Raw genomic sequence first — 1,293 nt, 5'->3', positions numbered from 1 at the left:
CGGCGATCTCTTTGCGAGGGTGCATTGTCTATCTGGGGTTGAATGTGCAAAATCACGGATCGGTGATTGCTTGTCTCCTTGCGGGGGCGGTTCGCCGGCTGGTGGCAAGAGGTTTGGTAGAAGTTTTTCAGTCGGCCGGCTTTCGCGTTAGATCGCGAGTGTGGTTCGCTGGCTGAGCAAGGGGGAGGGCTGTTGGTTTGGTGTAGCCGCGTGCTGGCTTCCGATTGGTTTTGTTTGCTGAGTGGGTGAAAGCGTTTGGGATCTCGCCCCATCGATGCAAGACAAAGCGCGGGTGTAGCTCAATGGTAGAGCCATAGCCTTCCAAGCTAAAGACGAGGGTTCGATTCCCTTCACCCGCTTTTTCCTGATGGATATGCAGCACCGCGTGAGTTGGGATTGTTGATAAAAGTCGTGGAGACGAGACGGCGGGCTATGAGCAAGCCGCGACCTGTCGAGCGACAAGCAGTCGGTGCTGCTGAAGCTCAGTTGGTAGAGCGCGTCCTTGGTAAGGACGAGGTCATGGGTCCGAGTCCCATCAGCAGCTTTAGAGTCAGTGTGTTGTCGAAACAATTTAGCTAGAGACCTGCTCGTTAGACGCAGAGTCAGGAAGAGACGCCGGGAGAAAGCATGGCCAAGGAAACGTTTGAACGATCAAAGCCGCACTGCAACGTAGGTACGATTGGGCATATTGACCACGGAAAGACAACCCTTACGGGTGCGTTGCTGGCCGTGCAGTCTGCCAAGGGGCTTGCCAACTTCAAGTCGTACGCCGATATCGCCAAGGGCGGTACGGTTCGTGACGATACGAAGACGGTGACCATTGCTGTGAGTCACGTGGAGTACGAGTCCGAGAATCGGCACTATGCTCACATTGACTGCCCCGGCCACGCCGACTTCATCAAGAACATGATCACCGGTGCGGCCCAGATGGACGGCGCGATCCTGGTTGTGAACGCGGCTGACGGCCCGATGCCGCAGACGCGCGAGCACATCCTTCTGGCCCGCCAGGTCGGCGTTCCGGCGATCGTTGTGTTCCTGAACAAGGTCGACCAGGTCGACGACGAGGAACTGCTCGAACTGGTCGAGATGGAGGTGCGCGAGCTTCTGTCGTCCTACGACTTCCCTGGCGACGACATTCCGGTGGTCAAGGGCTCGGCGCTGGCCGCGCTTGAAGACAGCAACGCCGAGATCGGCGAGAAGGCGATCCGCGAGCTGATGGCCGCCGTCGACGAGGCCATCCCGACGCCCGAGCGTCCGATCGACCAGCCGTTCCTGATGCCGATCGAGGACGTG

The 1,293-nt window shown here is 58.5% G+C and carries 1 protein-coding gene and 2 tRNA genes; all 3 read left to right on the top strand.

The window, feature by feature from the left end:
* The first annotated feature begins 288 nt into the window (after positions 1-288).
* A tRNA-Gly gene (locus RIG82_03475) sits at positions 289-359 on the top strand.
* Between the two features lie 112 nt (positions 360-471).
* Positions 472-544 (top strand) — tRNA-Thr (locus RIG82_03470).
* Between the two features lie 83 nt (positions 545-627).
* A partial coding sequence (locus RIG82_03465) for a GTP-binding protein (GenBank protein MEQ9459996.1) occupies positions 628-1,293 on the top strand: 666 nt, incomplete at its 3' end.

Source organism: Phycisphaeraceae bacterium (genome assembly GCA_040222855.1).
Taxonomy (GTDB): Bacteria; Planctomycetota; Phycisphaerae; order Phycisphaerales; family Phycisphaeraceae; genus Mucisphaera.
This window is presented reverse-complemented; position numbering and strand designations above follow the sequence as displayed.